Origin of the sequence: Variovorax flavidus, assembly GCF_030317145.1 — a bacterium.
GTDB classification, from domain to species: domain Bacteria; phylum Pseudomonadota; class Gammaproteobacteria; order Burkholderiales; family Burkholderiaceae_C; genus Variovorax; species Variovorax flavidus.
In genome coordinates this window covers 820,679-847,396 of the sequence record NZ_JASZYE010000001.1, presented here as the reverse complement: position 1 = coordinate 847,396, position 26,718 = coordinate 820,679, and the positions used below count along the sequence as shown (strand labels likewise).

The 26,718-nt window shown below is 64.6% G+C and carries 26 protein-coding genes; 21 read left to right on the top strand and 5 right to left on the bottom strand.

Annotated features, from left to right (window positions below; genetic code table 11):
• Positions 1 to 40: 40 nt before the first annotated feature.
• From QTH90_RS04110 to QTH90_RS04095, 4 genes are read right to left on the bottom strand one after another with little or no spacing between them, the layout of a single operon-like run.
• Positions 41 to 304, bottom strand: coding sequence for a BolA family protein (locus tag QTH90_RS04110; protein WP_286663245.1), 264 nt, complete (start codon positions 302 to 304; stop codon positions 41 to 43).
• Entirely contained in the window at positions 301 to 840 is a 540-nt protein-coding gene (locus tag QTH90_RS04105; protein WP_286663244.1) for a septation protein A, read from the bottom strand. Before QTH90_RS04105 ends, QTH90_RS04110 begins: the two co-directional genes overlap by 4 nt.
• Positions 837 to 1,247, bottom strand: coding sequence for a peptide-methionine (R)-S-oxide reductase MsrB (msrB, locus tag QTH90_RS04100; RefSeq protein WP_286663243.1), 411 nt, complete (start codon positions 1,245 to 1,247; stop codon positions 837 to 839). Before msrB ends, QTH90_RS04105 begins: the two co-directional genes overlap by 4 nt.
• Positions 1,244 to 2,725, bottom strand: coding sequence for a protein adenylyltransferase SelO (locus QTH90_RS04095; RefSeq protein WP_286663242.1), 1,482 nt, complete (start codon positions 2,723 to 2,725; stop codon positions 1,244 to 1,246). Before QTH90_RS04095 ends, msrB begins: the two co-directional genes overlap by 4 nt.
• Positions 2,726 to 2,918: 193 nt before the next feature.
• Between QTH90_RS04095 and QTH90_RS04090 the strand changes: the two genes are divergently transcribed.
• The 21 genes from QTH90_RS04090 to QTH90_RS03990 all read left to right on the top strand — a co-directional run bounded on the left by QTH90_RS04090 (position 2,919) and on the right by QTH90_RS03990 (position 25,433).
• Positions 2,919 to 4,562 carry a 3-(methylthio)propionyl-CoA ligase gene (locus QTH90_RS04090; protein WP_286663241.1) on the top strand — a complete coding sequence of 548 codons (1,644 nt, stop codon included), beginning with the start codon at positions 2,919 to 2,921 and terminating at the stop codon, positions 4,560 to 4,562.
• A gap of 181 nt (positions 4,563 to 4,743) precedes the next feature.
• Positions 4,744 to 5,982 carry a branched-chain amino acid ABC transporter substrate-binding protein gene (locus QTH90_RS04085; protein WP_286663240.1) on the top strand — a complete coding sequence of 413 codons (1,239 nt, stop codon included), beginning with the start codon at positions 4,744 to 4,746 and terminating at the stop codon, positions 5,980 to 5,982.
• An 82-nt stretch (positions 5,983 to 6,064) separates the two neighbouring features.
• On the top strand, positions 6,065 to 7,018 hold the full coding sequence (locus QTH90_RS04080; protein ID WP_286663239.1) for a branched-chain amino acid ABC transporter permease: 954 nt from the start codon (positions 6,065 to 6,067) through the stop codon (positions 7,016 to 7,018).
• Between the two features lie 3 nt (positions 7,019 to 7,021).
• Positions 7,022 to 8,317, top strand: coding sequence for a branched-chain amino acid ABC transporter permease (locus QTH90_RS04075; protein ID WP_286663238.1), 1,296 nt, complete (start codon positions 7,022 to 7,024; stop codon positions 8,315 to 8,317).
• Positions 8,314 to 9,084, top strand: a complete 771-nt coding sequence (locus QTH90_RS04070; RefSeq protein ID WP_286663237.1) for an ABC transporter ATP-binding protein — start codon at positions 8,314 to 8,316, stop codon at positions 9,082 to 9,084. Before QTH90_RS04075 ends, QTH90_RS04070 begins: the two co-directional genes overlap by 4 nt.
• A gap of 1 nt (position 9,085) precedes the next feature.
• Positions 9,086 to 9,781 carry an ABC transporter ATP-binding protein gene (locus tag QTH90_RS04065; protein WP_286663236.1) on the top strand — a complete coding sequence of 232 codons (696 nt, stop codon included), beginning with the start codon at positions 9,086 to 9,088 and terminating at the stop codon, positions 9,779 to 9,781.
• Positions 9,782 to 9,970: 189 nt separating this feature from the next.
• Positions 9,971 to 12,076, top strand: a complete 2,106-nt coding sequence (locus QTH90_RS04060) for a 3-hydroxyacyl-CoA dehydrogenase NAD-binding domain-containing protein (RefSeq protein WP_286663235.1) — start codon at positions 9,971 to 9,973, stop codon at positions 12,074 to 12,076.
• Positions 12,077 to 12,095: 19 nt separating this feature from the next.
• The gene (locus tag QTH90_RS04055; RefSeq protein ID WP_286663234.1) at positions 12,096 to 13,565 is read left to right on the top strand and encodes a M20 family peptidase; all 1,470 of its coding nucleotides are present in this window, start codon (positions 12,096 to 12,098) and stop codon (positions 13,563 to 13,565) included.
• A 31-nt stretch (positions 13,566 to 13,596) separates the two neighbouring features.
• Positions 13,597 to 14,772, top strand: coding sequence for an acetyl-CoA C-acyltransferase (locus tag QTH90_RS04050; protein ID WP_286663233.1), 1,176 nt, complete (start codon positions 13,597 to 13,599; stop codon positions 14,770 to 14,772).
• Between the two features lie 29 nt (positions 14,773 to 14,801).
• Positions 14,802 to 15,242, top strand: coding sequence for a PaaI family thioesterase (locus QTH90_RS04045; RefSeq protein ID WP_286663232.1), 441 nt, complete (start codon positions 14,802 to 14,804; stop codon positions 15,240 to 15,242).
• 29 nt (positions 15,243 to 15,271) lie between these two features.
• Positions 15,272 to 17,104 (top strand): acyl-CoA dehydrogenase, encoded by a 1,833-nt coding sequence (locus tag QTH90_RS04040; protein WP_286663231.1) that lies wholly within the window; start codon positions 15,272 to 15,274, stop codon positions 17,102 to 17,104.
• Entirely contained in the window at positions 17,104 to 17,301 is a 198-nt protein-coding gene (locus QTH90_RS04035; RefSeq protein ID WP_286663230.1) for a hypothetical protein, read from the top strand. Before QTH90_RS04040 ends, QTH90_RS04035 begins: the two co-directional genes overlap by 1 nt.
• A 10-nt stretch (positions 17,302 to 17,311) precedes the next feature.
• A complete protein-coding gene (locus tag QTH90_RS04030; RefSeq protein WP_286663229.1) occupies positions 17,312 to 17,596 on the top strand; it encodes a Dabb family protein in 285 nt (94 codons plus the stop codon).
• Positions 17,597 to 17,609: 13 nt separating this feature from the next.
• Positions 17,610 to 18,404 (top strand): SDR family oxidoreductase, encoded by a 795-nt coding sequence (locus QTH90_RS04025; protein WP_286663228.1) that lies wholly within the window; start codon positions 17,610 to 17,612, stop codon positions 18,402 to 18,404.
• Positions 18,401 to 18,859, top strand: coding sequence for a PaaI family thioesterase (locus QTH90_RS04020; RefSeq protein WP_286663227.1), 459 nt, complete (start codon positions 18,401 to 18,403; stop codon positions 18,857 to 18,859). The genes QTH90_RS04025 and QTH90_RS04020 overlap by 4 nt, the downstream gene beginning before the upstream one ends.
• 22 nt (positions 18,860 to 18,881) lie before the next feature.
• Complete coding sequence (locus QTH90_RS04015; RefSeq protein ID WP_286663226.1) at positions 18,882 to 19,898, top strand: NADP-dependent oxidoreductase; 1,017 nt, start codon at positions 18,882 to 18,884, stop codon at positions 19,896 to 19,898.
• Between the two features lie 21 nt (positions 19,899 to 19,919).
• Positions 19,920 to 21,575 (top strand): isovaleryl-CoA dehydrogenase, encoded by a 1,656-nt coding sequence (locus QTH90_RS04010; protein WP_286663225.1) that lies wholly within the window; start codon positions 19,920 to 19,922, stop codon positions 21,573 to 21,575.
• Positions 21,576 to 21,597: 22 nt separating this feature from the next.
• Complete coding sequence (locus tag QTH90_RS04005) at positions 21,598 to 22,536, top strand: glutathione S-transferase family protein (protein ID WP_286663224.1); 939 nt, start codon at positions 21,598 to 21,600, stop codon at positions 22,534 to 22,536.
• A 100-nt stretch (positions 22,537 to 22,636) separates the two neighbouring features.
• Positions 22,637 to 23,539: an SDR family oxidoreductase gene (locus QTH90_RS04000; RefSeq protein ID WP_286663223.1), complete on the top strand. Its 903-nt coding sequence runs from the start codon at positions 22,637 to 22,639 to the stop codon at positions 23,537 to 23,539.
• Positions 23,540 to 23,644: 105 nt separating this feature from the next.
• Positions 23,645 to 24,004 carry a DUF1428 domain-containing protein gene (locus QTH90_RS03995; RefSeq protein WP_286663222.1) on the top strand — a complete coding sequence of 120 codons (360 nt, stop codon included), beginning with the start codon at positions 23,645 to 23,647 and terminating at the stop codon, positions 24,002 to 24,004.
• A 148-nt stretch (positions 24,005 to 24,152) separates the two neighbouring features.
• On the top strand, positions 24,153 to 25,433 hold the full coding sequence (locus QTH90_RS03990; protein WP_286663221.1) for a tetratricopeptide repeat protein: 1,281 nt from the start codon (positions 24,153 to 24,155) through the stop codon (positions 25,431 to 25,433).
• A 37-nt stretch (positions 25,434 to 25,470) separates the two neighbouring features.
• On the opposite strand, the gene QTH90_RS03985 is transcribed toward QTH90_RS03990, so the two are convergent.
• A complete protein-coding gene (locus QTH90_RS03985) occupies positions 25,471 to 26,652 on the bottom strand; it encodes an MFS transporter (protein ID WP_286663220.1) in 1,182 nt (393 codons plus the stop codon).
• Positions 26,653 to 26,718: the final 66 nt, after the last annotated feature.

Here is a 26,718-nt window from a genome sequence, read left to right as displayed (position 1 = left end):
ATTTTCGCCGCACGCGGCGGCGGGGAGTGATCAAGGCGCTTCAAAGCGTCTCGATGGCAATCGCGTGAAGGCCCTGTGCGATGAAAAGTTGCAGCGCATCATACACAAGCCGATGGCGCGCCACGCGGGGCTTGCCGGCGAACAGCGGGGAAGCGATGCGCACCCTGAAATGCGTGCCATAGCCCTCGGGGCCGGCACCGGCATGGCCGGCATGCGAGGCGCTTTCGTCGATCACTTCGAGCACGGTGGGTTGCAGCGCTTCGCGCAGGCGCGCCTCGAGATCCTTGGAAGTCGGAAGACTCATGCCGCGGGCTTGTCAGACTTGAGGTACGGGGAGATATAGAGGCCCTGAGCCACTAGGAAGACGATCGGGAACACATAGCCCCACAACTTGAAGTTGACCCATGCCTCAGTGCTGAAATACGCCGCCACGTAACCGTTGATCACGGCCATGAAAAGGCAATACGCGATCCACGCCACATTGAGGCGCCCCCAGATGTTCGTGGGCAACTCCAGTTGCGCACCCAGCAGCATCTTGAGGAAGTTCTTCTTGAATCCCCACAGCGCCACGGCCAGCGCCAGCGCCATCGCGCCGTACAGCACCGTCGGTTTCCACTTGATGAAGCGATCGTCGTGCAGCGCCAGCGTGAGCGTGCCGAACAGCAGGATCAGCACCAGCGTGGCTTTCTGCATCGGCAGCAGCTTGCGCTCCGTGAACCAGATGATGGCCATCTGGATGACCGTACCTGCCATCAGCACCCCGGTGGCGGTGTAGATGTCATAGAGCTTGAACGCGCCGAAGAACAGCAGGATCGGGAAGAAGTCGAGGATCAGTTTCATTTTTTCTGGAAATCGAGCGAGGCCGAGTTCATGCAGTAGCGCAGGCCGGTCTCGGTCGGCCCGTCCGGAAACACGTGGCCGAGGTGGGCACCGCAATTGGCGCACACGTTCTCGGTGCGCACCATGCCGTGCGAGCGGTCGATGATGTTGCGGATCGCGCCCGGCACGGCTTCCTGCGAAAAGCTGGGCCATCCGCAGCCGGCGTCGAACTTCGTGGCCGACTCGAACAGCTTGGCGCCGCAGCAGATGCAGTGGTAGCTGCCGTCTTCCCAGTGGGCTTCGTACTTGCCGGTAAAGGGGCGTTCGGTGGCGGCATGGCGCGTGACCTCGAAGGCGCCGCGTTCCGCGCCTTTTTCAGCGAGGAGGGCCTTCCATTCGGCGTCGGTCTTCTGGATGGGTGAAGTCATGATGAACAGCTGATTTCGATCGTGGAGGCCCAGTCGGGCGGGAAGCCTGCGAAGTCGTCGTGGCCAGGATGCTCTGCAAATGGGGTTTCGAGCAGTGCAAGCAAGGTGGATACGCCGGTAAAGTCCTTTTGCTGCGCCGCTTCGATCGCCCGCTGGCCCAGGTGGTTCCGCAGCACGAACTTGGGGTTGGTCTTGAGCATCAGGTCTGCCGACTGCGCCTCCGGGGTCCGGGCGCGGCGCTCCGAAAACGATTGCAACCAGTTATCGAAGGCAGCGCGGTCAACGAAGAGATCGCGCACCGAGTCCGGATTGTCGCCTGCAACGTGCCCGGACAGGCGGCGCCAGAAGATCGTGTAGTCGACCTTTTCCTGCGCCAGCAGCTTGAGTACGCCCTCGATCAGTGCACGGTCGGATTCCGCTGTGTCGACAAGGCCGAGCTTGGCGCGCATGCGCGCCTCGAATTCGGCGGGGAAGACGGTCTTGTACGACTCCAGCGCCGCGACTGCGATCTCCTGATCGCCGATCAGCGGCAGCAGCGCCTGCGCGAGGCAGAAGAGATTCCAGTACGCAACATTGGGCTGCTGGTTGTAGGCATAGCGGCCGGCCGTATCGCTGTGGTTGCAGATGTGGCGCGGATCGAAGCCGTCCAGGAACTGAAAAGGCCCGAAGTCGATGGTGAGCCCGAGGATGCTCATGTTGTCGGTGTTCATCACGCCATGGCAAAAGCCGACCGACTGCCATTGGGCGAGCAGCGCCGCTGTGCGCTCGCTCACCGTTTCCAGTAGCGCAGCGTAGGCGTTGCCGTTGAAGCGTTCCGTCGTGCGGCAAGCGGGGTAGTAGCGGTCGATGACGTAGTCGGCCAGCGCGCGGAGTTCGTCGTCGCGCTGGTTGGCGGCGAAGTGCTCGAAATGGCCGAAACGAATGAATGTCGGCGCTACGCGCGTGACGACTGCCGCGGTTTCGAGCTCCTCGCGGCGCACGCGGGCGTCCGAGCCGGTCACGCACAGTGCGCGGGTGGTCGGGATGCCCAGCGCATGCATCGCCTCGCTGCACAGGAACTCGCGAATGCTCGACCGCAGCACGGCGCGCCCGTCGCCCATGCGGGAATAGGGCGTCAGGCCGCTGCCTTTGAGTTGAACTTCCAGCCCGCCGGCCGTTTCGCCGAGCAGGATGGCGCGGCCGTCGCCGAGCTGGCCGGCCCAGACGCCGAACTGGTGGCCGCTGTAGACGCTGGCCAGCGGCCGCGTTCCGGCGATTGCTGCGTTGCCGGTGAAAGCCGCCAGCCCTTCGGCCGAATGCAGCCAGGAATCGGCCAGGCCAAGCTCGCGTGCAACCGCTGCGCTGCGGCCGACCCAATAGGGATCGGGCAAGGGGCTGGGATGGAGTTCGGTGAAGAATTCAGGCCCGAGCGCTGAAAACCCTGGGGTCCAGCGCAGGCCGAGGTCTACGACATCCGCTTCGTCTACTAGCAAGCTCATGGCGTGGATTGTCCCGCACGGGCGCCAACCCCGTCCCGCACGGGCCAACTGCCGTTTTCGGACCGGGCACTGCGGGTTTCTGACATTGTGTGACGATCCGAAACTGAGCGAACCTCAGGGTCGTTACAGGGCAGCCGATGATCACATCGTATTGCCCTTCATTTCTGAAGCCCATTTCCACAGGAGCCAATAGATGCTGGGTTTGATGCAGGACCAACCGTTGCTGATCTCGTCGCTGATCGAGTTCGCCGAACGTCACCACGGCGACGCCGAGATCGTGTCGCGGCGCGTCGAGGGCGACATGCACCGCACGACGTGGCGGCAGATCGCCGCGCGTTCGCGCCAGGTGGCCAATGCGCTCGACGACGAGCAACTGCTGTTCAGCGACCGCATCGCCACCTTGGCCTGGAACGGCTACCGCCATCTGGAACTCTATTACGGCGTGAGCGGATCGGGTCGCGTGCTGCACACGATCAATCCGCGGCTGCATCCCGATCAGATAGCCTGGATCGCGAACCATGCAGAAGACCAGATCCTGTGCTTCGACCTGACCTTCCTGCCGCTGGTTCAAGCGGTGCATGCCAAGTGCCCCACCATCAAGAAGTGGATCGCCCTGTGCGACGCCGACAAGCTCCCGGCCGACAGCGGAGTGCCCAACCTGGTGAGCTACGAAGCCTGGATGGGCCAGCGTTCCACGGAATACCCGTGGCCGAGCTTCGACGAGAACTCGGCATCGAGCATGTGCTACACGAGCGGCACCACGGGCAATCCGAAAGCGGCGCTCTACAGCCACCGCTCGACGCTGCTGCATGCCTATGCCGCCGCCTTGCCGGATGTCATGTCCCTGTCGGCTCGCGATTCGGTGCTGCCGGTGGTGCCGATGTTCCACGTCAACGCCTGGGGCATTCCGTACTCGGCCGCGCTCGTTGGCGCCAAGCTGGTGTTCCCCGGTCCGGCGCTCGACGGCAAGTCGGTGTATGACCTGCTCGAATCCGAAAAGGTGACTTTCGCCGCCGGCGTGCCGACTGTCTGGCAGATGCTGCTGGGCCACCTGCAGGCCAACGGCCTCAAGTTCTCGACGCTCAAGCGCACGGTGATCGGCGGCTCCGCCTGCCCGCCGGCCATGATCAACGCGTTCCAGCAGCAATACGGCGTCGAGGTTCTGCATGCCTGGGGCATGACCGAGATGTCGCCGCTCGGCACGCTCTGCACCCTGAAGAACAAACACCTCGACATGTCGCAGGATCAGCAGACCGCCATCCGCATGAAGCAGGGGCGTGCGATCTTCGGCGTGGACATGAAGATCGTCGACGGCAACGGCAAGGACCTTCCCTGGGATGGCAAGGCCTATGGCGACCTGCTCGTCAAGGGGCCGTGGGTGGTCAAGGAATATTTCAAGGGGGAGGGCGGCGACCCGTTGGTCCCCGACGAGCAAGGGCGCGGCTGGTTCCCGACGGGCGACGTTGCCACCATCGACGCGGACGGCTTCCTGCAGATCACGGACCGCAGCAAGGACGTGATCAAGTCCGGCGGCGAGTGGATCAGCTCGATCGACATCGAGAACATCGCAGTGGCCCATCCGGGTGTCGCGATGGCGGCCTGCATCGGCGTGGCGCACCCCAAGTGGGACGAGCGTCCGATCGTCGCGATTGTGAGGAAACCGGGCACTGAAGTCTCGCGCGATGAACTGCTCGCCTTCTATCAGGGCAAGACAGCCAAGTGGCAGATCCCCGACGACGTGGTGTTCGTCGAGGCGATCCCGATCGGCGCCACCGGCAAGATCCTGAAGACCCGGCTGCGCGAGTTGCTGCGCGACTACAAACTGCCCGGCATCTGAGTGGGCAGGCCCGGATTTCCGGGTGCATCCTACCGGCGGGTAGCACATGCCGGATGTGCTCTGTCGCATGGGTGATAGAAACGGCCTCCGCGGCCGATTCCTTACGGGCATTCCCTGACGGGCGAGGTTCCAAAGGCTTGTAACCTCGCCTCGCACTGACAGCATGACCAGGAGATACGGAATGAAATTCGCTCTGAAAATCGCAACTGCCGCCGTCCTCGCAGCCACCGCCACCGGCGCTCTGGCCCAAAAGGGTGAAACCGTGAAGATTGCCTGGCTCGACCCGCTGTCGGGTCTGATGGCCGCAGTCGGAACCAACCAGCTCAAGACCTTCCAGTTCCTGGCCGAGGAGTTCAACAAGAAGAACGCCGCGGGCGTGAAGTTCGAGATCATCGGCATCGACAACAAGCTCAGCCCGCAGGAAACCACCAGCGCGCTGCGCTCGGCACAGGATCAGGGCGCCCGCTACGTCGTGCAGGGCAACGGCTCCGGCCCGGCGCTCGCGATCATCGATGCGATCGAGAAGAACAACGCGCGCAATCCCGGCAAGGAAGTGCTGTACGTCAACTATGCGGCGGTCGACCCCGACCTGACCAACAGCAAGTGCAGCTACTGGCATTTCCGCATGGACGCCGACACTTCCATGAAGATGGAAGCGCTGACCACCTTCATGAAGGACCAGCCGGACGTCAAGAAGGTCTACCTGCTCAACCAGAACTATTCGCACGGCGTGCAGGTTGCGAAGTTCGCCAAGGAAAACCTGGCCCGTAAGCGTCCTGACGTGCAGATCGTCGGTGAGGATCTCCATCCGCTGGCGCAGGTGCGCGACTTCGCGCCGTACATCGCCAAGATCAAGGCCTCCGGCGCCGACACGGTGATCACCGGCAACTGGGGTTCGGACCTGGCGCTGCTGATCAAGGCCGCCAACGACGCCGGCCTGAACAACGTCAAGTTCTATACCTACTACGGCACCGTGAGCGGTACGCCGACGGCCATGGGCTCGGCGTCTGCGGGCAAGGTGTATCAGGTCGGTTACGGCCACTACAACATGGGCGGCGACATCGAGCGCCTGGCCGTGGCCTTCAACAAGAAGTTCAAGGAAGACCTCTACACGTCGGCGGCCTACACGACGCTGCAGATGCTCACCGATGGTTTCGTCAAGGCCAAGTCGACCGACCCGGTCAAGGTGGCCGCGGCGCTGGAAGGCATGAAGTTCAAGAGCTTCAATGGCGAAGTCGAGGTGCGCAAGGCTGACCACCAGCTGCAGCAGGGCCTCTACATAGCGAAGTGGGAGAAGGCGGGCGGCAAGTACCCGATCGACTCCGAAGGCACGGGCTACACCTTCGTCCCGGTGAAGTACTACGAGCCCTACGTGGCCAGCACGCCCACCTCGTGCGAAATGAAGCGGCCGAGCCCCTGATTCCCCTGCGGGGAAGTTGACCGGTCGAGGCCCGACTTCAACACTCGGGCCTTTTTCTTTTCTTACGTGATCCCAAGGACCGATGAACGTCGAATTCTTCGTCATCTCGCTGCTCAACGGCGTCAGCTACGGCTTGCTGTTGTTCATGCTGAGCTCTGGCCTGACGCTGATCTTCAGCATGATGGGTGTGCTCAACTTCGCGCACACCAGCTTCTACATGCTCGGGGCCTACGTGGCCTACACGCTCTCCGGCATCATCGGCTTCTGGCCGGCCCTGTTCATCGCGCCGTTGCTGGTGGGCGCACTGGGTGCGGCCTTCGAGCGCTACAGCCTGCGACGGGTGCACAAGTTCGGGCACGTGCCTGAACTGCTGGTGACCTTCGGTCTTTCCTACCTGATCCTCGAGGTCGTGCAACTGGTGTGGGGCCGCTCAACGGTGCCCTACGGTCTGCCGACCCAACTGCAGGGGCCGCTCTTTACGCTGTACGGCACGCAGTTTCCCAAGTCGCGCTCGTTCATCATGCTCGTCGCGCTGCTGATGCTGCTGTCCGTCTGGCTGTTGCTGACCCGCACGCGCATCGGGCTCGTGATCCAGGCTGCGCTCAAGCATCCCGAGATGGTCGAGGCGCTGGGCCACAACGTGCCGCGCGTCTTCATGCTGGTGTTCGGCGGCGGCGCCGCGCTGGCAGGTCTTGCGGGCGTGGTTGGCGGCAACACCTACGTCACGGAGCCGGCCATGGCCGCTTCCGTGGGGTCGATCATCTTCGTGGTCGTCGTCGTGGGCGGCATGGGCTCGCTCGCGGGTGCCTTCCTGGCGTCGCTGTTGATCGGGATCATCCAGACCTTCGCCGTCGCGATGGATCAATCCATGGCCACCGGCCTGCGAGCCATCGGTGTCGCGGTGACCGAGAGCACCTTCGGCTATCCCTTGCTCAATCTCACGATCTCGCAGGTGGCGCCGATCCTTCCCTACCTGTTCCTCGTTCTCATCCTGATCTTCAGGCCGAAGGGCTTGCTCGGCACGCGGGAAGACTGACCCATGACCACGCAGTACTACCGCTTCAAGCCCTGGAACATCGGGCGCTATTTCATCTGGTCGCTGTTCGCGATCGCGCTGATCGTGGCCCCGATGGTCTTCAAGACCAGCCTGGCGCTGACGATGCTCTCGCAGATGGGCTATCTCATCATCATCTGCCTGAGCTACAACATCCTGCTCGGCCAGGGCGGCATGCTGAGCTTCGGGCATGCGGTCTATACCGGGCTCGGGTCGTTCATCGCGATTCATGCGATGAACCTTGCGGGCAAGGGCGGCTTGCCGATCCCGCTGGTGCTGATCCCGGTGATCGGCGGGCTGGCGGGCATGTTCTTCGCCATCCTCTTCGGCTTCGTCACGACCAAGAAGTCGGGCACCACCTTTGCCATGATCACCCTGGGCATCGGCGAACTCGTGGCCTCGATGGCGCTGATGTTCCCCGGCTTCTTCGGCGGGGAGGGCGGCGTGACGACCGACCGGGTGTACGGCAGGCCCTTCTTCGGCATCACCTTCGGGCCGCAGATCCAGGTCTACTACCTGATCGCCGTCTACTGCTTCGTGTGCACTGCCTTGATGTATGCCTTCACGGGCACGCCGCTCGGCCGCATCCTGAATGCGGTGCGCGACAACCCGGAGCGTGTGGAGTTCATCGGCTACAACACGCAGCGCGTGCGCTACTTCGCCTTCATCATCGCCGGCTTCTTCGCCGGCGTGGGCGGCGGGCTGGCGGCGATCAACTTCGAGATCGTCAACGCGGCCGACAGCCTGAACGCCATCCGCTCGGGGGGCTACCTGCTCTTCACCTTCCTGGGTGGCGCGGTGTTCTTCTTCGGCCCGATCATCGGCGCGGTGCTGCTGGTGTTCGCATCGGTGCTGCTGTCGGAGCTCTCCAAGGCCTGGCAGCTCTATTTCGGGCTGGTGTTCGTCTTCATGGTGATGTTCGCGCCCGGCGGTATTGCGAGCCTGATCATGATGAACCTGCGCGTCGCGAAGTTCGGCAAGTTCAACCGGCTCTGGAAGCTCTATATCGGCCTGCTGCTGGCGGCCATCCCGGTGGTGGTCGGCGCGGCCGCCCTCATCGAAATGATCTATCACATCCAGCTCAATTCGGCCCTGGGCCCCCAACTCAACTTCTTCGGCGTGCCGCTCGATACGTCCGGCTTCGCCAGCTGGGCCGGCGCGGTGCTCATCCTGGCCATCGGCCTTGCCGTGCTGGAGGTCGTGAGACGGCGCTTCGTGCGCGTCTGGGGTCAGGCGCAGGAAGAGATCGAAGCCGAGATCAAGCGGAGGGAGCTGGCATGACCCATGCACTTGAACTCAAGGGACTTCGCAAGAATTTCGGCAAGACCGAGATCATCCGCGGGGTCGACCTGGCGGTCGAAGCCGGCGAGCGCGTCGGCATCATCGGGCCCAACGGGGCTGGCAAGTCGACCTTGTTCAACCTGATCAGCGGGCGGCTGGCACCCACCAGCGGCGAGGTGCTCCTCAACGGGCAGCGTATCGACGGCAAGAAGCCGTTCGAGATCAACCGGATGGGCCTGTCGCGCAGCTTCCAGATCACGAACATCTTTCCGAAGCTCAGCGTCTTCGAGAACCTGCGCTGCGGCGTGCTGTGGAGTCTTGGCTACCGCTACACCTTCTTGCGCTTCCTGTCGAACCTCGACGACGCCAACGAGCGTACCGAGGAGCTGATCCATCAGGTCGGCCTCGACAAGAAGCGCGACGTCCACGCGGTGAACCTTACCTATGCCGAGCAGCGCGCGCTGGAAATCGGCGTCACCATCGCCGGCGGCGCCAATGTGATCCTGCTCGACGAGCCAACGGCCGGCATGAGCAAGTCCGAGACGGCGCACTTCATCGCGCTGATCAAGCAGGTCACCGTCGGCAAGACGCTGCTGACGGTGGAGCATGACATGGGCGTGGTGTTCGGCCTTGCCGACAAGATTGCGGTAGTTGTCTATGGCGAAGTCATCGCCTTCGACACCCCCGCCGCCGTGCGCGCCAACCCGCGCGTGCAGGAAGCCTATCTCGGTTCGGCGGTGGCCGACGCGCAAGGTGCTGGACATTGACATGCTGAAGCTCCAAGACATCCACGCCTATTACGGCAAGAGCCATGTGTTGCATGGTGTTTCGTTTGACGTCGGCCCCGGCGAAATCGTCGCATTGCTGGGTCGCAACGGCTCGGGCCGGTCGACGACGGCCAAGGCCATCATGGGCCTGGTGCACGCCGAAGGCACGCTGCGCTGGAAGGAACAGGACATCCTGCGCCGCAAGGCCTATGAGATCGCGCACCTCGGCATCGGCTACGTGCCCGAGAACCGCGACATCTTCCCGAAACTCACGGTGCACCAGAACCTGCTCTTGGGCCAGAAGGGCAGCGGCAAGGGCAGCCGTTGGTCCTTCGACGACATGTACGGGATGTTTCCGCGCCTGAAGGAGCGCCAGCACACCGAGGCCGGCGTGCTCTCCGGCGGCGAGCAGCAGATGCTGACCTTGTGCCGCACGCTGATGGGTGATCCCGACCTGATCATCATCGACGAGCCGACCGAAGGCTTGGCCCCCAAGATCGTGGAGCTGGTGGGGCAATACCTTCGCACGCTCAAGGACAAGGGCATCTCGGTGCTGCTGATCGAACAGAAGCTGACCATTGCCATGCAGATCTCCGATCGCGCGCTGGTGATGGGCCATGGCAGCATCGTGTTCGACGGCACGCCGGACAGCCTCAGGGCAGACGCCTCGACCCGCAAGGAATGGCTGGAGGTCTGACGACCTCGAACCGTTTCCTGTCTTTGTCTCGACAGCGACTTGGGGCCGTTGCCTGGTCACAGGAAACGCCTAGAATTTCACAAAAAAAGAACACTCGTGCTTTTTAAGTGCGAGGGCGCCGGCGCCGAGTGAGTGCGCCGCGCTCTCGAACCCTTTTTTCGATCCTCTCCCATCCCAAAGGAACGCAGCATGACGGCTGAATACAAAGTGCTCGGCGATGTCGCCGTGATCACGATGACCAATCCCCCGGTCAATGGCCTCGGTTTCTCGACGCGTATCGGCATCACCGACGGGCTCTCGAAGGCCATCGACGACCCGGCCGTCAAGTCGATCGTCATCACCGGCGCAGGCAAGGCTTTCTCCGGCGGCGCCGACATCAAGGAGTTCGGCACGCCCAAGGCGCTGCAGGAACCCAATCTGCTGAGCGTGATCCTGGCGCTCGAAGCATCGCCCAAGCCCATCGTCGCCGCGATCCACTCCGTCTGCATGGGCGGTGGCCTCGAACTGGCCCTGGGCTGCCACTACCGCGTGGCCGCACCCGGAACCAGCGTCGCGCTGCCCGAAGTCAAGCTGGGCCTGCTGCCCGGCGCCGGTGGCACGCAGCGCCTTCCGCGCGTGCTGGGCGTCGAGACCGCGCTCAACATGATCGTCAGCGGCGAAGCCGTCAAGAGCGAGATGCTCGCTTCGCTGCCTGGCCAGAAGCTGTTCGACAAGCTGGCGGCATCGCCGGAATCCGTGTTCGACGAAGCCATCGAATTCGCGAAGTCGGTGGCCGGCAAGACGGGCGCCGAATTGCCGCTGGTGCGCAACCTGCCGTGCAAGCACCCGCAGGGTGACGCCTACTTCCAGTTCGCCAAGAACATGGTCGGCGGCATGTCGAAGAACTATCCGGCGCCCCTCAAGTGCGTCGATGCCGTGCAAGCCGCGACCAAGATGAAGTTCGACGACGGCATGGCCGAAGAGCGCCGTCTCTTCACCGCGCTGATGTTCACGCCCGAATCGCTGGCGTTGCGCCACCTGTTCATGGCCGAACGTGCGGCTTCGCGCATTCCCGATGTGGCGGACGACACGCCCCAGCGCGCGATCAAGTCCATCGGCGTGATCGGCGCCGGCACCATGGGCGGCGGCATCTCGATGAACTTCCTGAACGCGGGTATCCCCGTGAAGATCCTCGAGATGAAGCAGGATGCGCTCGACCGCGGCATCGCCACGATCAAGAAGAACTACGAAGCCCAGGTCAAGAAGGGCAAGCTCAAGCAGGACAAGTACGAGCAACGCATGGCGCTGCTGAGCACCACGCTCGACTACAACGACCTGAAGGATGCCGACCTCATCATCGAAGCCGTGTTCGAAGAACTCGGCGTCAAGGAGAAGGTCTTCAAGGAACTCGACCGCGTGGCCAAGCCCGGCGCCATCCTGGCCTCCAACACCTCCACGCTCGACGTCGACAAGATCGCAGCTTTCACCCAGCGTCCGCAGGACGTGGTCGGCATGCACTTCTTCAGCCCGGCCAACGTGATGAAGCTGCTCGAAGTGGTGCGTGGCAAGGAAACGGCCAAGGATGTGCTCGCCACCGTCATGTCCACCGCCAAGAAGATCAAGAAGACCGCAGTCGTCTCCGGCGTGTGCGACGGGTTCATCGGCAACCGCATGATCGAGCAGTACTCGCGCCAGGCCGGCTTCCTGCTGGACGAAGGCGCGACGCCGCAACAGGTCGACAAGGCCATCGAGAAGTTCGGCTTCGCGATGGGGCCGTTCCGCATGGGCGACCTCGCTGGCAACGACATCGGCTGGGCCATCCGCAAGCGCCGCGCCACCGAGATCGCCGACATGAAGTACAGCCGCACCGCCGACAAGCTCTGCGAGCTGGGCCGCTTCGGCCAGAAGACCGGGGCAGGGTGGTACGACTACCAGGCCGGCAAGCGCGATGCGATCCCGTCCGATCTCGTCAACAAGATGATCGAGGATCACCGCAAGGAACTGGGCATCACGCCGCGCAAGATCTCCGACGAAGAGATCGTGCAGCGTCTGGTGTATGCCCTGGTCAACGAAGGCGCGCGCATTCTCGACGACGGCATCGCCTCCAAGTCCGGCGACATCGACATGGTGTACCTCACGGGCTACGGCTTCCCGATCTGGCGCGGCGGTCCGATGCACTACGCGAGCCAGGTGGGCCTGTACAACGTGGCCGAATCGATGAAGCGCTTTGCCAAGAACCCGCGAGACGACGCGAGCTTCTGGCAGCCGGCGCCGCTGATCCAGAAGCTGGTGGCCGAAGGCAAGTCGTTCAGCTGACCGGAGGCGAGACCGCTCTATGCTGAAACGCGTTTCCCTTGCGTTGCTGCTGGTGCTCGCGGCACTGGCGGCGGCGGTGGCGGTCAACACCTGGCGCACGCCGTCGCGGCAACTTGCCGTGGCACCTGCGCCTGCATTGCCGATCGACGCGGAGGCCGCTGCGAAGCGGCTGTCCGAGGCGATCCGGTTCCGTACGGTGTCGAGCCTCGAGGACCCGGCCGCGAACAACGCGGAGTTCGACAAGCTGCATGCCTATCTGGCGCAGCAGTTTCCCAAGGTCCACGCCACCCTGAAGAAGGAAGTGGTCGGACAGAAGGCGCTGCTCTACACGTGGACCGGCTCCGACCCCAAGGCCAAGCCCATCGCCCTGATGGCGCACCAGGACATGGTGCCCATCGCGTCCGGCACCGAAAAAGCCTGGTCGGTCGATCCTTTCGCTGGAGAGATCAAGGACGGCTTCGTCTGGGGCCGAGGAACGCTCGACAACAAGAGCAACCTGATGGCGCAACTGGAAGCCATCGAGATGCTGATCGGCAGCGGCTTCCAGCCCACCCAGACGGTCTACCTCGTGATGGGCGACGACGAGGAGGTGAGCGGCCTGCGCGGCGCATTGCCCATTGCCGAACTGCTCAAGTCACGCGGCGTGCGCCTGGACTGGGTGCTCGACGAAGGTCTGCTGGTGCTCGATGGCGTGCTGCCCGGCCTTTCGAAGCCGGCGGCGCTGATCGGCCTGGCGGAGAAGGGCTATGGCACCTTCTTCCTCTCGCTCGACACATCGCCGGGCCATTCTTCGATGCCGCCCGCGCACAGCGCCATCGGCAGCATGAGCACGGCGTTGGCACGGCTCGAGGCGACCCCGATGCCCGGCGGCATCAAGGGTGTGGCGGGCCAGATGTTCGGCGCGCTCGCTCCGGAGATGAGCGGCGTGAACCGCGTGATGCTCTCCAACCTGTGGCTCACCGGGCCGCTGGTCGAGAGCCAGTTGTCCAAGAGCCCGAGCAGCAACGCAATGCTGCGCACGACCACCGCGCTCACGATCGTGCGCGCCGGCAACAAGGACAACGTGCTGCCGGGGCGCATCGAAGCCGCCGTGAATTTCCGCATCCTGCCGGGCGACACCATCGACAGCGTGGAAGCCCATCTCAAACGCGCTCTCGGCAACGATGCAATCCAGGTCAAGCGCTACCCCGGCAATTCCGAGCCGTCACCGGTGTCGCCGACTGACGTCCGCGGCTATCGCTCGATCGAACAGGCGGTGCGGCAGGTGTTCCCGGACGCGGTCGTTGCGCCCGGCCTGATGACAGCCGCGACCGACTCGCGCCACTTCAGCATCGTGAGCGATTCGATCTACCGCTTCTCTCCGTTTCGCGTGAAGAGCGAGGATCTTCCGCGCTTCCACGGTACCAACGAGCGCGTCGCGATCTCGAATTACGCCGAGATGATCTCGTTCTATCACCAGTTGCTGCGCAACACCGCACAGCCCCAGTAACCGTCATTCCTCTTCTTCAAAGGACCACACCATGACCAGCGCCGTCATCGTTTCCACCGCCCGCACGCCGCTCGCCAAGAGCTGGAAGGGTGCCTTCAACATGACGCACGGCGCCACGCTCGGCGGCCATGCGGTGCAGCACGCAGTCCAGCGCGCCGGCATCGATCCCGCGTCGGTGGACGACGTCATCATGGGCTGCGCCACGCCTGAGGGCGCGACCGGTTCCAACATCGCACGCCAGATCGCACTGCGCGCCGGATTGCCGATCACGACGTCGGGCATGACCATCAACCGCTTCTGCTCGTCGGGCCTGCAGACCATCGCAACCGCGGCGCAGCGCATCATCGCGGGCGAAGGCGAGGTCTATGTGGCCGGCGGTGTCGAGAGCATCTCCTGCGTGCAAAACGAAGCCAATAAGCACATGCTGGCCGACCCCTGGCTCGTGAAGCACAAGCCCGAGATCTACTGGAACATGCTGCAGACCGCCGAGCAGGTTGCCAAGCGCTACAACATCGGCCGCGACGCGATGGACGAATACGGCGCAGCCAGCCAGCAGAAGGCCACTGCCGCACTGGAAGCCGGCCGCTTCAAGGACGAGATCGCTCCGATCACGGTGCTGGCGGGCGTGGCCGATCCGGTGATGGGTCTGCGCACCAAGGAAGTCACGCTCGAGAACGACGAAGGCATTCGTGCCGGCACCACCAAGGAAGGCATCAGCGGCATCCGCCCGGCGCTGCCCGGCGGGCTCATCTCGGCCGGCAATGCCAGCCAGTTCTCCGATGGCGGCGGCGCCTGCGTGCTCGTCGATGAAAAGTACGCCGAGCAGAAGGGCCTGAAGCCCCTGGGCCGTTTCCTCGGCTTCGCAGTCGCGGGCTGCGAGCCTGACGAAATGGGCATCGGCCCGGTCTTCGCGATCCCGAAGGTGCTGAAGCGCCTCGGCCTCAAGGTGAGCGATATCGACCTCTGGGAACTGAACGAGGCTTTCGCTGTGCAGGTCATCTACTGCCGCGACAAGCTGGGCATCCCGGCCGAACTGCTGAATGTCGACGGCGGCGCGATCGCGGTGGGCCACCCCTACGGCGTGAGCGGCCAGCGCCTCACGGGCCACGCGCTGATCGAAGGCAAGCGCCGCGGCGCGAAGAAGGTCGTCGTCACGATGTGCATCGGCGGCGGCATGGGCGCAGCAGGCGTCTTCGAAGTCCTCTGACGCTGCAGCGCACGAACCAGGAAAAGGCCATGGCGTCTCCAGCGCAGGCCTCGCCCGAAAAGTTTCTCGCCATGGGCCGGCAGGTTCTGGCGTCGCAGCCTTTTAGCGTCCTGATCGGCGCTGAAATGCACGCGCTGTCGCCGGGCATCATCGACCTGCAGTTGCCCGTCACCGACAAGGTCAAGCAGCAGGACGGCTTTGTCCACGGCGGCGTGGTCAGCTACCTGGCCGACAATGCACTGACCTTCGCCGGCGGCACCGCGATGCAGGTGCCGGTGGTGACAGCCGAGTTCAAGATCAACTACGTCCGGCCGGCCATCGGCGAGCGCCTGATTGCGCGTGCCAAGGCCGTGCACGTCGGCAAGTCGCAGGCCGTTTGTGCCTGCGAGATCTTCGCGGTCACCGGCGCTGAGGAAAAGCTCTGCGCCATCGCGCAGGGCACCATTGCACGGTTGCCATCCAATCCATAGATCCCACAGATCGCGCAGCGAACAGATCCATGAGCCTTCGTCCCACCCTCGATTTCCTTCTCTACGACTGGCTCCATGCCGAGTCGCTCAACGAGCGCGAGCGCTTCGCCGACCATTCGCGCGAGACCTTTGACGCGGTGCTCGACACCTGCGAGCGCATTGCGCGCGAGAAGTACGCGCCGTTCAATCGCACCGTCGACACGCAGGAGCCGCACTTCGATGGCGAAAAGGTCATCCTGCCGCGCGCCACGCACGATGCGCACAAGGCCTTCGTCGAGTCCGGCATGCTGAGCGCCGCACAGGACTACGACATCGGCGGCATGCAGTTGCCCTACACCTTGTCCGCGGCCGCCAACAGCTTCTTCGCCATGGCCTCGGTCAGCATCGGATCGAACATGCTCACCAGCGGCAACGCCAACCTGCTCATGGTGCACGGCACCGAGATGCAGAAAGAGGTGTTTGCGAAGAACGAATTCGCGGGCCGCTGGGCCGGCACCATGTGCCTGTCGGAGCCGCAGGCCGGCTCCAGCCTCAGCGACGTCGCGACACGCGCCGTGCCCGACGGCGAGGGTTTCCAGGACGACCCGCTCGGCCCGCGCTACCGCCTCACCGGCAACAAGATGTGGATCTCGTCCGGCGACCATGAGCTGACCGAGAACATCGTGCACATCGTGCTCGCGAAGATTCCCGACGAGAACGGCAAGCTGATTCCCGGCACGCGTGGCATCTCGCTCTTCATCGTGCCGAAGAGGATGGTCGACACCGAAGGACACCTGACCGGCGAGCGCAACGACGTGGCGCTCGCCGGCCTCAACCACAAGCTTGGCTGGCGTGGCACGACCAACACACTGCTCAATTTCGGCGAAGGCAAGTTCCCGGTGAACGGCAAGGCCGGTGCCGTGGGCTACCTGGTCGGCCAGCCCGGCAAGGGCCTGCACTGCATGTTCCACATGATGAACGAGGCACGCATCGGCGTCGGCACTGCAGCCACGATGCTCGGCATGGCGGGCTACCACGCTTCGCTCGACTACGCGAAGAATCGCCCGCAAGGCCGGCCGGCCGGTCCCGCGGGCAAGGACTCGGCCAAGCCGCAGGTGCGCATCATCGAGCACGCGGACGTGCGCCGCATGCTGCTCGCGCAGAAGGCGTACTGCGAAGGCGCGCTGGCGCTCGAGCTCTACTGCGCGCGGCTGGTCGACGAACAGAAGACGGGTGACGCGCAAGCGGCCGACGATGCGCGCCTGCTGCTCGAAGTGCTCACGCCGATCGCGAAGAGCTGGCCGAGCGAATGGTGCCTCGAAGCGAACTCGCTCGCGATCCAGGTCCACGGCGGCTACGGCTACACGCGCGACTTTCCGGTAGAACAGTACTGGCGAGACAACCGCCTGAACATGATCCACGAGGGCACGCACGGCATCCAGGCCGCCGACCTTCTGGGCCGCAAGGTTCTCATGGAAGACGGCAGGGGCCTGCACTTGCTGGCTGGCCGCATCAACGACACGATGAAGCGCGCCGCGGCGGTGCCTGCGCTGGCAGGACACGCGAAAGCGCTGGGTGCAGCCCTGGAACGCATCGGCTCCGCAACGAAGGCCGCGTGGTCCACCGGCAATCCGCACGAGGCGCTGGCCAATGCCGTGCCCTACATGCAGGCCTTCGGTCATGTGGTGCTGGCCTGGATCTGGCTCGATGTCGCCCAGCATGCGCTGGAGCGCGATGCGGCGAGGGCGCTGCCGGCCACGGCAGGGCGCATCGGCGCGACCGATTACTTTTTCAACTATGAACTGCCGAAGATCGGCGCCTGGCTCAACGTGGTCGAGCAGCGCGATCCGACTTGCACGGCACTGCCCGAGGAGGCTTTCTGATGGCCGAGGCCAAGCCGCACGCCACGCTGGAGAAATGGACCTGGATCCTGATCTACGGCGGGCTGTTCATGATCATCATCGGCATCGCGACGGGTCGTACGGAGGAGGCCCTCGGTTGGTTCCTGGCCGTGCCCGGGGCGGTGTTCACCACGGTCGGCGTCGTGCTGATCTATGTTCGATCGCGCTACAAGGACTGAAGGAATCGCCATGATCAAACACATCGTGATGTGGAAACTGAAGAGAGCCGGCGACGCCGCGCAGTTCAAGGCCAAGCTCGACAGCTGCAAGGGCCTCGTGCCTGGCATGCGCGAGTTCGAGGCGGCTGTGCGTACGGACGGCCTCGAAGCCAATTGCGACGTCGTGCTCGTCTCGTCCTTCGACGACAAGGCGGCATTGCAGGCCTACCTGGAGCATCCGACCCATGTCGAGGTGTCTGCAGTCCTCGGGGGCCTGCGCGAGTCGCGCAGCGTCCTCGACTATGAAACCCACTGATCCCGGAGACACCATGACTGCACGCAGTATCCAGAAACTTTTCGACCTGACCGGCAAGGTCGCGCTCGTCACCGGCGGCTCGCGCGGCCTCGGGTTGCAGATGGCGCATGCGCTCGGCGAAGCCGGCGCGAAGGTCATGTTGAGTTCGCGCAAGGCCGACGACCTGGAACAGGCCGTCGCCGAATTGCAGGACGCCGGCATCGACGCACGCTGGATCGCGGCCGACTGCTCGAAGGAAGAGGACACGCGCCGGCTGGCCACCGAGACGCTCGAGCGTCTGGGCGCCGTCGACATCCTCGTGAACAACGCCGGCGCAAGCTGGGGCGCGCCGGCCGAAGACCATCCGGTCGAGGCATGGGACAAGGTCATGAACCTCAATGTGCGCGGCTATTTCATCCTCGCGCAGCAGATCGCCCGCGCATACATGATTCCGAAGAAGGCGGGGCGCATCATCAACATCGCGTCCATCGCCGGGCTCAACGGCAACCCGCCCGAGATGCAGACGCTGGCCTACAACACGTCCAAGAGCGCGGTCATCGGCTTTACGCACACGCTCGCCGCCGAATGGGGCAAGTACAACATCAATGTCAACGCCATCTGCCCTGGCTTCTTCATGACCAAGATGGCCGCCGGCCTGATCAAGTCGATCGGCGAGGAGAAGATGGCCTCGCACGCCCCGCTGGGCCGTCTCGGCGACGACGAGGACCTGAAGGGCGTCACGCTGCTGTACGCGAGCGACGCGGGCAAGCACATCACCGGCCAGTGGCTCGCCATCGACGGCGGCGTGAGCGTGGTGCTCGGCGCATGACCACGCCCGACAACATCAACCTGAGGTCCTACGTGGACCGCATTCCCTTCGCGCGCCACCTGGGTTTCGAGATCGCGAAGTTCGAAGGTGGTGAATCCGAGCTGCGATATACCGCGAAGCCCGAGCACCTCAATACCTTCGACGTGACGCACGGCGGCGCCTGCATGACGATGCTCGACATCGCCATGGCCGCGGCTGCGCGCAGCGATACGCCCGAGACCGGCGTTGTCACCATCGAGATGAAGACGACCTTCATGGCGCCTTCCATCGGCCCGTTGGTCGCGCGCGGCAAGCTGCTTCACCGCACTGCGACGCTCGCGTTCACCGAGGCGAAGATCTACGACGCGCAGGAGCGCGTCTGCGCGCATGCGACAGGCACTTTCAAGTACGTGAAGCGCCGCCTGCCCACCGGCCCGGCCAGCGCCAACGAAATGCGCCCTCCGTCAACCGATTAACTGCATTCATACCGAGAGCACCATGCCGACCAACAGACAACAGATCCTCGACAACCGTCCCGAAGGCGAAGCCGTCGCCAGCAACTTCAAGCTCGTGACCACGGAGACGCCGGCCCTCAAGGACAACCAGGTTCTCGTTCGCCATCACTTCATGAGCCTGGACCCCTACATGCGCGGCCGCATGAACGACGCCAAGAGCTACGCGCAGCCTCAGCCCCTCGGCCAGGTGATGCAGGGTGGCACGGCGGGCGAAGTGGTCGAGAGCAAGCACCCCAAGTACGCCGTCGGCGACAAGGTCGTCGGCTTCGGCGGCTGGCAGGAGTACAGCGTGGTCGATGCATCGCAGCCCGGCGCGTTGAAGAAGGTCGACACCACGCATGTGCCGCTGTCGCACTACCTCGGCGCGGTCGGCATGCCCGGCGTGACCGCCTGGTACGGCCTCGTGAAGATCATCAACCCGAAGGCCGGTGAGACGGTCGTCATCACGGCTGCGAGCGGCGCGGTCGGCAGCGCATTCGGCGCGCTGGCCAAGGCGCGCGGCTGCAGGGTCGTGGGCATTGCCGGCGGCCCGGACAAATGCAAGTACGTCACCGATGAACTGGGCTTCGACGCCTGCATCGACTACCGCCAGCATCCGGACGTCAAGAGCATGAGCGCGGCGCTCAAGGAAGCCTGCCCGAACGGCATCGACGGCTACTTCGAGAATGTCGGTGGCTACATCTTCGACGCGGTGCTGCTGCGTACCAACGCCTTTGCGCGCATCGCGATGTGCGGGATGATCGCGGGTTACGACGGGCAGCCGCTGCCGCTGGCGAATCCCGCGCTGTTCCTGATCAACCGCCTCAAGCTCGAAGGCTTCATCGTCAGCGAGCACATGGAAGTATGGCCCGAGGCCCTGGCCGAACTGGGCGGGCTGGTGGCGAGCGGCAAGCTGCGGCCGCGGGAGTCGGTGGCGCAGGGCATCGACTCGGCGCCCGAGGCCTTCCTCGGTCTGTTGAAGGGCAGGAACTTCGGCAAGCAACTGGTCAAGCTGATCTGAGCCAGCCATTCGGAGACGGCCATGGATGCGACTCACGAGGTCTTCAACCAGCCGGCTCCGCTGAGCGGCTACAACCTCTTCGGGACCAACCGGCCGTTGCGGGATGCGTTGAAGTTCAATGCACCGCAATTGCAACTGGCGCCGCTCGACCATCTGGGCGCCGTGATCGGCACGGTGGAGATGCAGACCCATGCGCGGCTGGCGAACATCCATTCGCCCGTGCTGCATACGCACGACCGGTTCGGCCGGCGCATCGATGAGGTGGAGTTCCATCCCAGTTACCACGCGCTGATGACGGCGGCTGTCGGGGCGGGCTTGCATGGTGCGCCTTGGGCCCAACCCGGCGGGGAGGGAGCTTGCTCATCTCCCCATGTCCAAAGGGCCGCGGGCTTCATGCTTTTCACGGAGTTGGAGCCATCGGTCCTCTGCCCGATCTCGATGAGCTATGCCGTGACGCCTGCGTTGCGCGGCAATACGGCCATTCATGCCGACTGGGCGCCGAAGCTGGCGAGCCTCTGGTACGACCCGGTCCTCAGACCGTGGCACGAGAAACCCGGCGTGACCATGGGCATGGGCATGACCGAGAAGCAGGGCGGCTCGGACGTGCGGGCCAATACCACGCGGGCGGTTCGCACCGGTAGTGACGCCTGGGGTGAGCGCTACGAAATCACCGGCCACAAGTGGTTCTTCTCCGCGCCGATGTGCGACGCCTTCCTGGTGCTGGCGCAGGCACCGGCAGGGTTGTCGTGCTTCTTCCTGCCGCGCGTGCTGTCGGACGGCAGCCGCAACGCGATCCATATCCAACGCCTGAAGGACAAGCTCGGCAACAAGGCCAACGCCAGTTCCGAGGTCGAGTTCCGCGGCGCGAGCGCATGGCTGGTCGGCGAAGAGGGCCGCGGCATTCCGCAGATCCTCGAGATGGGCACGATGACGCGGCTCGATTGCGCACTCGGCACCAGCGGCCTGATGCGTCAGGCATTGAGCCTTGCGTTGAACCACACCGCCCAACGGCAGGCTTTCGGCAAGCCACTGATCGAGCAGCCACTGATGAAGAACGTGCTGGGCGACCTCGCGCTCGAATGCGAAGCCGCGACCGCGCTCGCACTTCGCCTCGCGCGGGCTTTCGACCACCAGGCCGACGAACACGAGCGCCTCATGGCACGCCTGCTCACGCCGGTCGCCAAGTTCTGGATCTACAAGCGCGGCAGCCATTTTGCGCAGGAGGCGATGGAATGCCTCGGTGGCAACGGCTACGTGGAAGAGGGCGGCGAAGGCGTGATGGCTCGCGTCTATCGCGAAATGCCGCTCAACTCGATCTGGGAAGGTGCCGGCAACATCATGGCGCTCGACCTGCTGCGCGGCCTGCGCAAGGGCGACGCCATCGCTGCGCTGGCACATGAACTCACGCCGGCGCGCGGTGTCGACCCCGCGCTCGACCGGCTGGCCGACGCACTGCCGGCTCGCATCGAGGCGATGGCCACGGAAGCCGAAGCCCGCCGCCTCGCGCAGGACGTGGCGCTGGCGGTACAAGGCGCATTGCTCGCGCAGACCGCGCCCGGCGCGGTCGTCGGGGCCTTCTGCGCATCGCGCCTAGGTGGTGACTGGGGCCACGCGTTCGGCACACTGGGCGCGGGTGTCGATTTCGATGCGATCATCGCTCGCGCGCAGCCTCATTGATCACGCACCGCGAAGGACCTCCATGGCAGACCTGATCCTCCACCACTACGCGACCTCGCCGTTCTCCGAAAAGATCCGGCTGATCCTCGGCTACAAAAAGCTGGCCTGGAAGTCGGTGATCATTCCGCAGATCATGCCCAAGCCCGACCTCGTCACGCTCACGGGCGGCTATCGCAAGACGCCCGTGCTGCAGATCGGTGCGGACATCTATTGCGACACCGCGCTGATCTGCGATGTGCTCGAGCATCTGGCGCCCACGCCTTCGATCTATCCGGAGCCGGGCAAGGGCCTCTCGCGCCTGGTCGCCCAATGGGCTGACAGCTCGCTGTTCTGGGCCTCGATGGCCTACAGCTTCAGCGGCAAGGGAGCGGCCGATCTCTTCGGCAATGCACCGCCCGAACTGGCCAAGGCCTTCGGCGACGACCGCAAGGCCATGAGCAGCAACATGGTCCGGCTGCGGCCCGGGGATGCCGCGGCGGCCTACAAGTCCTACCTGCGGCGCTTGTCGGACATGCTGGACGACACCGACTGCCTGCTCGGCGCATTCCCCACGATGGCCGATTTCGCGTGCTATCACCCGCTTTGGTTCACCCGCAAGCGCACGCCGTCGATGGCCGGCATCCTGCAGCTCACGCCGGCCGTGGTGGACTGGCTGGACCGCATGGCCGGCATCGGGCACGGCACCATGGAGACTTTCGACGCGGCAAAGGCGATCGAGGTGGCGGCCGCCTCGACGCCGCACACGCTGCTGTCCGACAGCACCTTCCAGGATGAGCACGGCATCCCGCTCGGCTCCCGCGTCACGATCGCGGCCGACAGCTTCGGCCCCGAGCCGACGGAGGGTGAACTGGTCGCCGCCACGCGGACGCACTACACGTTGCGCCGGACCGGCGAGCGCATCGGCACCGTGCACGTGCACTTCCCGCGCATCGGATACGTGCTGCGGTCCGTCGAAAGCTGACGCATCGACGACCCGGCGCGGGCACCTTCGCGACTGCGTCTTTCGCGATTCCGTCATTCAATAGCGTCTCCGCAGAACAGAGACGAAAGGACACGCGCAAATGATTCAGGATTTCAAGGGCACGACGGCCGTTCTCACCGGTGCAGGCTCCGGCTTCGGCCTCGAATGCGCGCGCATCGGCGCGGCACGGGGCATGAACCTCGTACTCGTCGACGTGCAGCAGGACGCGCTCGACAAGGCACAGGCAGAGATGGAAGCCGCAGGCGCGCAGGTGCTCGCGCGCAAGGTGGACGTGGCCAACGCCGCGCAGATGGAAGCGCTGGCCAAGGACGTGCAGCAGCGTTTCGGTGCGCCGCATTTCGTGTTCAACAATGCCGGCGTGGGCGCGGGCGGGCTTGTGTGGGAGAACACCGTTGCCGACTGGGAATGGGTGCTCGGCGTCGATCTGTGGGGGGTGGTCCACGGCGTGCGCCTGTTCACCCCGATGATGCTGGAGGCAGCCGCCAAGGATCCGTCCTACCGGGGCCACATCGTCAACACCGCCAGCATGGCCGGACTGCTGACGCCTCCGAACATGGGCATCTACAACACGGCCAAGGCGGCCGTCGTCAGCCTGACCGAGACCCTCTATCAAGACCTGAAGCTGGTCACCGACCAGGTCGGCGCCAGCCTGCTGTGCCCGTACTTCGTGCCCACGGGCATCACGCAAAGCGAGCGCAACCGCCCGGGCTCGCTGCCCAGCGGTGAATTGACCAAGAGCCAGATGATCGGCCAGGCCATGAGCAACAAGGCCGTGAGCAGCGGCAAGGTGACGGCCGCCGAAGTGGCGCAGAAGGTCTTCGACGCGATCAGCGCAAACCAGTTCTACGTGTTCAGCCATCCCAAGGCTCTGGGCAACGTGAAGAGCCGCATGGAGAACATCGTGTCGATCACGAACCCCGCCGATCCTTTCCTGGAGCGGCCGGAGATCGGCGCAAACCTGCGCGCGCAACTGCGCTCGTAATCCCGCATCGGCCATCAGGGGTTTGAGTAGGCCCGGAAGGAGGGCCTGCTTATACTGAACTTCTCGGTTCTGTATCGTCAACCCACGCTTCAAGGAGACCCTTGCATGGCCTACGTCGATGGATTCGTTGTTCCCGTTCCAAAGAACAATATCGAGAAGTACCGCGAGATCGCCACCAAGGCGGGAAAGGTCTGGCGCGAGCACGGCGCCCTCGAGTACCGTGAATGCGTTGCTGATGACGTGAAGCCCGGCGAAGTCACCTCCTTTCCGCAAAGCGTGAACCTGAAGGACGACGAGACCGTCGTGTTCGCCTACATCGTCTTCAACTCGCGGGCCCACCGCGACGAGGTCAACGCCAAGGTCATGAGCGATCCCCGACTCGCCGAGATGATGGACATGAAGAGCATGCCCTTCGACGGCAAGCGCATGTTCTGGGGCGGTTTCGAAAGCCTGGTCGAACTCTGACGGGTGGCCGACGCGAAGACTTTTCCGTAAGTCGATGCGAACGGTCTGCGCGCGCATGGCATAGCCGTTTGGCGATCGCAAGCACGCGGGCGATCGCTAACATGGATCGTTTTTGACCCGATCCTTCCGATCGGCGAAAGTCCGCGTCATGAGCACCAAGAAGAGCGTTCGTCCCCCCGCAGCACGGGGCCCGGCGGCGCAACTGGCGCGCCAGTTCCAGGCGCATGCCCAGCGTTTCACCGAAGCGATGAAGCGTTCGGACTACGCAAGCGCGAGCCAGGCAGCCGAAGCCGCCCTGAAGATCCAGCCGGGCAACATGGGCGTCCTGGCCGACTACGCACTCAGCCTGATGCGGCAGAAGCGTCATGAGAAAGCCCATGAGGTGTACCTCCGTGTCTACAAGGCGAACGGAGGGCGGGTGCAGGCGGGCAGCACGTGGCTGGACGGCCTGGCGGAGGTCTGCGGCTGGCTGGAGCGGCCGGACGACGTGCGGCGCTACGGCAAGGAGTCACTCGAACAGGCCGATGCGCGCCTGGGGCAAGGGCAGGCCGTTTCCATTCCTGCGTCTGCTCCGCCCGCTTTCGAGGCGAATCATCCGGAGCGAAACATCATTGCCTACACGCTGTTCGGCGGCAGCCCGCGCTACTGCGAGCCAGCGGTGAAGAACGTGGAGGTCGCCGCCGACCTGTTCCCGCAATGGCGCTGCCGGGTCTATCTCGATGACTCGGTGCCAGCGGCTGTTCAATGGCGTTTGCGTGAAGCGGGCGCGCAGGTCGTGGACATGACGGGGCAGGCGCAGGATGGCGTCCATCCCTTGATGTGGCGCTTCCTGGCGGTCGACGACCCCGGAGTGACCCGCTTCCTGATCCGCGACGCCGATGCATTGCTTTCGGAGCGGGAGCAAATGGCCGTGCAGGAGTGGATCGCAAGCCCGTTCTGGTTCCACCACATGCGCGACTATTTCACCCACACTGAACTGATCCTCGCCGGACTATGGGGCGGTTGCCGAGGCGTGCTTCCTCCGTTGAAGCCCTTGATGCAAGGCTGGCTGTCACGGCAGGGCGACGTCACCCGCTTCGCCGACCAGATCTTCCTGCGCGAAGCGGTGTGGCCGACCCTGCGCCAGAGCGTGCTGAACCATGACGCGTTCTTTGACTTCCATGGCGCGCACCCGTTTCCCGCACATCCGCCGATTCGATGGAACACCGGGAGTTTTCACGTGGGCAGCAATGCCAGCTTCCAGGGCATCCGGGGTTCGAGCTCGAAGGCCGACGGCGAACAGCAGTCCTGGGCGGTGCTCGACGAGCACGGCGTGACGGTGTGCGCGTACAGCTCGCCCGTGCGGGAGAAGATCTGGAGTGCCGACCTGCCGTTCTTCCTGGTCGAGCCCATCGCCGCGGGACGCTGGAAGGTGCAGCTGCTGTCATAGGACCCGGCAAGCGAAAGGTCTCGTCATCGCCGGGCTTTCAGGCGCTGGCCGTGGCGCAGTCGGGCAGGGTGTCGCGCCGGTCGAGGGCGCGGCTCCACAGTGCGAGGGCGAGGCCGACCAGCGTGAGCAGCGCAGCCACCCAACCCAGGGCGGCGAGGCCGGGTCCGCGTTCGATCACCACGCCGCCAACCCACGCACCGAGTGCGTTGCCTAGATTGAATGCGGCAATGTTGAGGCTGGACGCCAGGTTCTGGCCAGCGCCGGAGGCCTTCTCCAGCACCCGCAACTGCAACGGCGCGACCGTCGCGAAGGACGCGATGCCCAGCAGAACGACGAAGACGACCGCTGTCACCGGCGTGTGGATCACCCACTGCATCGCACCGAGTACGACCGCCAGTGCCGTGAGGGTGCCCAGCAATGCCGGCATGAGCGAACGATCGGCAAGCCTGCCGCCCAGCAGGTTGCCGACCGCCAGGCCACCACCGAAGATCAGGAGGATCGGCGACACGGCCGCTTGGGACACGCCAGTCACTTCGGTGAGCAGCGGCTGGATGTAGGTGAACACGACGAACAGTCCGGCAAAGCCGAGCACCGTCATGGCAAGCCCCAGCAACACCTGCGGCCGGCCCAGAACGGCGAGTTCATCGCGCAGCGGCGAGGGCCGGTCGTCGGCCTTGCCGCGCGGCACGAAGACGGCGAGAACGGCGAATGCCACGACGCCGACCAGCGCCACGGCCCAGAAGGTCGCGCGCCAGCCGTAGTGCAGGCCCAGCCAGGCGCCGGCCGGCACGCCGAGCAGCGTGGCGGCGGTCAGGCCGGTGAACATGATCGAGATGGCCGAGGCCCGGCGCTCCGGCGGCACGAGTCCCGTGGCGACGACCGAGCCGACCCCGAAGAAGGTGCCGTGAGCGAGCGAGGTGATGACGCGCGCCGCCATCAGCATCTCGTAGTTGGCGGCGAGCGCGCAGGCGATGTTGCCGAGCGTGAAGATGGCCATCAGCGCGAGCAGCACCGTCTTGCGCGGAATCCTGCGGGTCGCGATGGTAAGCAGTGGCGCACCGACCGCGACGCCGAGCGCGTAGCCCGAAATCAGCAGGCCGGCCGCCGCGATGGAGACGTGCAGATCCGTCGAGACCTGCAGCAGCAGACCCATGATGACGAACTCGGTGGTGCCGATCCCGAAGGCACCGGCGGTGAGGGCGAGGAGAGCAATAGGCATGACGTCCCGTACTGTGCGGGCACGCCGGTCGATTGACTAGAATCGCGTTTGGACACACTACTGTGA